The organism is Rahnella sp. PD4 (assembly GCF_049199325.1).
GTDB lineage: Bacteria > Pseudomonadota > Gammaproteobacteria > Enterobacterales > Enterobacteriaceae > Rahnella > Rahnella perminowiae.
This window is the reverse complement of the sequence record NZ_JBLZQF010000022.1, coordinates 1-5,204: the sequence shown is the minus strand read 5'-3', so window position 1 is coordinate 5,204 and position 5,204 is coordinate 1. Positions and strand designations below refer to the sequence as shown.

Sequence of the window (5,204 nt, the reverse complement as noted above, 5' to 3'; positions counted from 1 at the left end):
GCCTGGCGGCACTAGCGCGGTGGTCCCACCTGACCCCATGCCGAACTCAGAAGTGAAACGCCGTAGCGCCGATGGTAGTGTGGGGTCTCCCCATGCGAGAGTAGGGAACTGCCAGGCATCAAATAAGCGAAAAGCCCCGTACGAAAGTGCGGGGCTTTTGGCTATGGGGAATTTAGGGTATTTAGCTCTACACGCTCTGCTTATCGGGCCGCAAGCCCCTGTACCATCTTATAAAACTCTGCGTAACAGAGTATCGGATCGGTTAAACTAAGCACAAATAAGTCACTTATGAGTAATATGGCTATGTCGAATGGCGACACTTCTCTTCAATCCCTAAATACTTTTTCTCTGGAGGCCTATGCTGCTGAAATCACGCATGTCCGGAGCGCTGAACAACTCATCGTTGCATGGAAATCAGCGAAGAAAAAAGGGCAGCCTTTTTTACTTTTAGGGGAAGGGAGTAATGTTCTTTTCCTGGAGAATTTTGCAGGATCAGTGGCACTAAATCGCATAAAAGGTATTGAACTGACTGAAAACGCAGAGGAATGGCAGCTACATATAGGGGCTGGGGAAAATTGGCATCAATTGGTTTGTTATGCATTAGAGCATGATATTCCCGGCCTGGAGAATCTTGCGTTAATTCCCGGATGCGTAGGTTCTGCTCCTATTCAGAACATAGGTGCATATGGTATCGAACTGCAGAGTATTTGTGGTTATGTGGATGTATTGGATCTTCAGAATGAAAAAGTCATCCGCTTGCAATCCGATGAATGCCAGTTCGGTTATCGCGAAAGCATATTTAAACATTCCTATAAAGAAGGGTATGCCATTATTGCCGTAGGCCTGAAACTGACAAAGCAATGGCAACCGAAACTGACTTATGGGGATCTGACTCGCTTAGATCCTGAGACTGTGACTCCCCGTCAGATCTTTGATTTAGTCTGCGCGATGCGGCAGAGCAAATTACCAGACCCAACCGTTACCGGCAATGCAGGGAGTTTCTACAAAAATCCTACTGTTGATGCTTCTGTGGCAGAGAGAATCAGCAGCGAATATCCCTCTATGCCGTCTTATCCGCAAGCCAATGGGCAAATAAAACTGGCTGCAGGATGGTTGGTTGAACAGGCCGGTCTAAAAGGTTTTGCCATTGGTGGCGCAGCTGTTCATGATAAACAGGCGTTAGTGTTGATTAATAAAGATCACGCGAGCAGTGCTGATATACGCGCATTGGCTAAATATGTACGTGATGCAGTTGCAGCAAAATTTGGCATCTGGCTTGAACCAGAGGTTCGTTTTATTGCCGCGAAAGGGGAAGTGGACGCAATGGGAGCGCTGTCATGAAAGATATTACCGTTCCTCTGCAATTAATCTCCATTTTGGCTGATGGTGAATTTCATTCCGGTGAGCAGTTAGGTACAGCCATGGGGATGAGCCGCGCAGCGATTAATAAGCATATCCAGACGGTACGTGACTGGGGCGTTGATATATTTACGGTGCCGGGCAAAGGTTATAGCCTTCCGTTCCCTATCGAGTTGCTTGACGCAGAAAAAATCCACGCATTGCTCCCGACGGGCCATGTCGATGTTCTGTCTGTTATTGATTCAACCAATCAGTATCTATTGGACAGAATTGGAGAATTAAGCTCGGGTGACGCATGTGTTGCGGAATATCAGCAGGCCGGGCGGGGACGTCGTGGGCGAAAGTGGTTCTCACCTTTCGGCAGTAACCTTTACCTGTCAATGTACTGGAAACTGGAACAGGGACCTGCCGCCGCAATGGGACTCAGCCTGGTCATTGGGATTGTTATGGCTGAGGTGCTTCAGCGTCTTGGTGCTGAAGCAGTACGCGTGAAATGGCCCAATGATCTTTATCTTAATGATCGCAAGCTCGCCGGAATATTGGTTGAACTGACAGGTAAAACCGGCGATGCAGCACAGCTGGTTCTTGGCGCGGGGATTAACCTTAAAATGCGCGAACCTGCTTCTGATGCTATTAATCAGGGTTGGATAAATTTGCAGGAAGCGGGGGTTAATATTGACCGCAATGAACTTACAGCTACGTTGCTGAAAGAGTTAAGGTCAGCATTATTACATTTCGAACAGGAAGGATTAGCGCCATTTATTCCCCGCTGGCGTGGTTTAGATAATTTCCTCGACCGTCCGGTTAAATTACTCATCGGTGACCAGGAAATTCATGGTATTGAGCGGGGTATCGATCCTCAGGGGGCTTTGCTGCTCGAACAGGATGGTATACTTAAACCTTATATCGGTGGTGAGATTTCACTGCGCGCTATCTGATTACAATAAAGGAGAGCATGTGCTCTCCTTTATTTTTTAATTTCAGTATATTTATTTTCTCAACCGGACGCTTTCAACCGCATGGTTAGCGCTTTTCGTCAGAATTAAGCTCGCTCTTTCACGAGTTGGAAGGATATTTTCTTTTAAATTCAACCCATTAATCTCATTCCATAGCTGCGTTGCAATGTTCACAGCTTCTTCTTCCGGAAGTTTTGCATAATGATGGAAATAAGAATCAGGATCTGAGAATGCTCCCTGACGGAATTTCAGGAAACGATTAATATACCAACTTTGCAATAATTCTTCAGGGGCATCAACGTATATCGAGAAATCGACAAAGTCAGAAACAAATACATGATGTGGATCATGAGGATAATCCATGCCGCTTTGTAAGACATTAAGCCCTTCAAGGATCAAAATATCTGGCTGCTCAATGACTTTATTGCCCTCCGGTATCACATCGTAGATCAGATGCGAATAGACTGGCGCGGTCACATGCCTTGCACCGGATTTAACCTCTGAAACAAAATTCACCAGCTGGTGCATATCATAAGACTGAGGGAATCCTTTTTTCTTCATAATCCCACGCTCCTGAAGCGTCTTGTTGGGATAGAGGAAACCATCAGTTGTAATCAGTTCTACCGAACGGTGCTCGGGCCAACGACTTAATAATGCCTGGAGGACGCGGGCCGTCGTACTTTTACCTACTGCGACACTCCCGGCGATTCCAATGACATAAGGAATTTTCTGTCCATCTGTACCGAGGAACTGCTCAAGCACGGCTTGTCGGCGCAGGTTGGAACTGATGTAAAAATTGAGAAGGCGTGAAAGTGGCAAATAGATCTGTGCAACTTCCTCGAGGGATAAATCCTCGTTTATGCCTTTCAGGTTCACCACTTCTGCCTCTTTCAGCGTAAGCGGTACTGAATCACGTAAGGCTGCCCACTGCGCACGATCGAACTGCAGATAAGGAGTTGCCAAAGATGGGTCTCTTTTTTTCATAAGTTAAAGTCTGCCCGTTAGCGCAGGTCAGGAAAGGCGATCACGCCAACTCCAGACAGTAAACCAGCAGCATATTATAGACACCTTAATTTTTGAGGGAGATCTTTTTCTTATAACTTATCGATTTCTTTGATTGAGTTTAAAATTTTTTGAGAAAGTTATGTAAGCGCGGAAAGCCTATGAAAGTGCGGTGAAATGCTCACAGCACAATTTCAAGGCTAAAAGATGGATTGAGATGTGCTGGTAAAAGGTAATAACTGTTTGTAATAGACTACTTCATTTTTTCTGCTGTAACGGGAGAAATCCTGCCTGAGGAGCGCGCAGCGATACCCTTGTGCTCTGTAGAATGCTTCGGCGTCTGAACCTGACTTCATATCTGAAGACAAAATGGTGCAGCGCAGGCTCTGTGCGGTATTTTCCAGCGCACGTAGTAACAGACGACCCACGCCACGTCTTCGTGCTGTAGCGCTGACCAGCAGAGTACTTACTTCGGCCTGATGAGGTAAATCCGGTGAATGGACCAGAATAAGCTGGACGGTACCAATGACGCCTTTTTCATCCCTGGCGATCCAAAGCAATCGTTCATTTTGACTCAGAGCAGGGCATAAATCCTGAAAAGCGTCCTCAGCCTCTCTTTGACCGTTGACACAGGGGAAACCGACAGAAGCATTTGTCCTGTTAGCTTCAATCAATAGTCGCGCGAGTTCCTCTCTGTAAACCGGTAGCGTTGCGGCATTAAGCATGACAATTTTCATTGCGGCACTCCTTCCTATAATAAAACTCGCCTTCGAAAGGAGATATGCAAATGTTGCGCCAGTAGAAATAGCTCGGGAATCAGGCCTGACCGACAAAGAAATGCCTCTGGATGTACATTTGTGATGCAAAAGCACATTTATAGTGCATAAATCGAACAGCAGTGCGCTGCGAGGGATTTCTGGCGAGGATGAAGTATAAGTAAGGGGGGCGTATCCATCGCGAACGGGCCTGGAGAAATGACGTTTTTGAATACATTTTGACCCTTTAAACAGCAGGAAAGGAGAAAAAGCTTAGTTTTTGAATAAAACATGAGCGATAACGCAAAACATGCAATTTTTTTGTTGCATACCCTGCAAAGTCTCCATAGAATGCGCAGCACTTGATGCCGGCATAGCTCAGTTGGTAGAGCAACTGACTTGTAATCAGTAGGTCCCGAGTTCGACTCTTGGTGCCGGCACCATTCAAGTACTTAACAATTTAGGTGGGGTTCCCGAGCGGCCAAAGGGAGCAGACTGTAAATCTGCCGTCATCGACTTCGAAGGTTCGAATCCTTCCCCCACCACCATACAAGCCTTAGCAATGAGGCAGCTTGAAATGATAGAGTCGTTTCAAGTGAAGGTGAGGAATTAAGTGTCTCACGTCCTTTTCCCCGTCTTCGAAGTTCTTCAGAAAAATCAGGTAGCCGAGTTCCAGGATGCGGGCATCGTATAATGGCTATTACCTCAGCCTTCCAAGCTGATGATGTGGGTTCGATTCCCACTGCCCGCTCCAAGTATGTGCTGATATAGCTCAGTTGGTAGAGCGCACCCTTGGTAAGGGTGAGGTCGGCAGTTCGAATCTGCCTATCAGCACCACTTCCAAATTCTCCCTCCTGATTTTCTTTCTGTAAACTAATTCGTCAAGCAAATGCTTGGTTGATGTGGTGATACCACCGATTTAACCGTGTCTTAGAGGGACAATCGATGTCTAAAGAAAAATTTGAACGTAACAAACCGCACGTTAACGTTGGTACTATCGGCCATGTTGACCACGGTAAAACTACCCTGACTGCAGCAATCACTACCGTTCTGGCTAAAACCTACGGCGGTTCTGCACGTGCATTCGACCAGATCGATAACGCACCAGAAGAAAAAGCTCGTGGTATCACCA

General features: G+C 46.5%; 5 protein-coding genes, 4 tRNA genes and 1 rRNA gene. 8 read left to right on the top strand and 2 right to left on the bottom strand.

The window, feature by feature from the left end:
* Position 1: 1 nt before the first annotated feature.
* The 3 genes from rrf to birA all read left to right on the top strand — a co-directional run bounded on the left by rrf (position 2) and on the right by birA (position 2,297).
* Positions 2–117 (top strand): 5S ribosomal RNA (rrf, locus tag ACOZIO_RS24990).
* A 186-nt stretch (positions 118–303) separates the two neighbouring features.
* A complete protein-coding gene (gene murB, locus ACOZIO_RS24985; RefSeq protein WP_129955685.1) occupies positions 304–1,341 on the top strand; it encodes a UDP-N-acetylmuramate dehydrogenase in 1,038 nt (345 codons plus the stop codon).
* Positions 1,338–2,297: a bifunctional biotin--[acetyl-CoA-carboxylase] ligase/biotin operon repressor BirA gene (gene birA / locus ACOZIO_RS24980; protein ID WP_421595879.1), complete on the top strand. Its 960-nt coding sequence runs from the start codon at positions 1,338–1,340 to the stop codon at positions 2,295–2,297. The genes murB and birA overlap by 4 nt, the downstream gene beginning before the upstream one ends.
* Positions 2,298–2,348: 51 nt before the next feature.
* Here birA and coaA read toward each other — a convergent pair whose 3' ends face one another.
* Entirely contained in the window at positions 2,349–3,299 is a 951-nt protein-coding gene (gene coaA, locus ACOZIO_RS24975; protein ID WP_129955683.1) for a type I pantothenate kinase, read from the bottom strand.
* Positions 3,300–3,517: 218 nt separating this feature from the next.
* A complete protein-coding gene (locus ACOZIO_RS24970; RefSeq protein ID WP_129955682.1) occupies positions 3,518–4,054 on the bottom strand; it encodes a GNAT family N-acetyltransferase in 537 nt (178 codons plus the stop codon).
* 385 nt (positions 4,055–4,439) lie between these two features.
* Here ACOZIO_RS24970 and ACOZIO_RS24965 point away from each other — a divergent pair.
* From ACOZIO_RS24965 to ACOZIO_RS24945, 5 genes are all read left to right on the top strand, one after another.
* Positions 4,440–4,515: transfer RNA gene (locus ACOZIO_RS24965), tRNA-Thr, on the top strand.
* A 20-nt stretch (positions 4,516–4,535) separates the two neighbouring features.
* Positions 4,536–4,620 (top strand) — tRNA-Tyr (locus ACOZIO_RS24960).
* Between the two features lie 131 nt (positions 4,621–4,751).
* Positions 4,752–4,826: transfer RNA gene (locus tag ACOZIO_RS24955), tRNA-Gly, on the top strand.
* Positions 4,827–4,833: 7 nt separating this feature from the next.
* A tRNA-Thr gene (locus tag ACOZIO_RS24950) sits at positions 4,834–4,909 on the top strand.
* A gap of 108 nt (positions 4,910–5,017) precedes the next feature.
* Positions 5,018–5,204 (top strand): GTP-binding protein (locus ACOZIO_RS24945; RefSeq protein ID WP_238483025.1); only part of this gene is annotated, 187 nt, incomplete at its 3' end.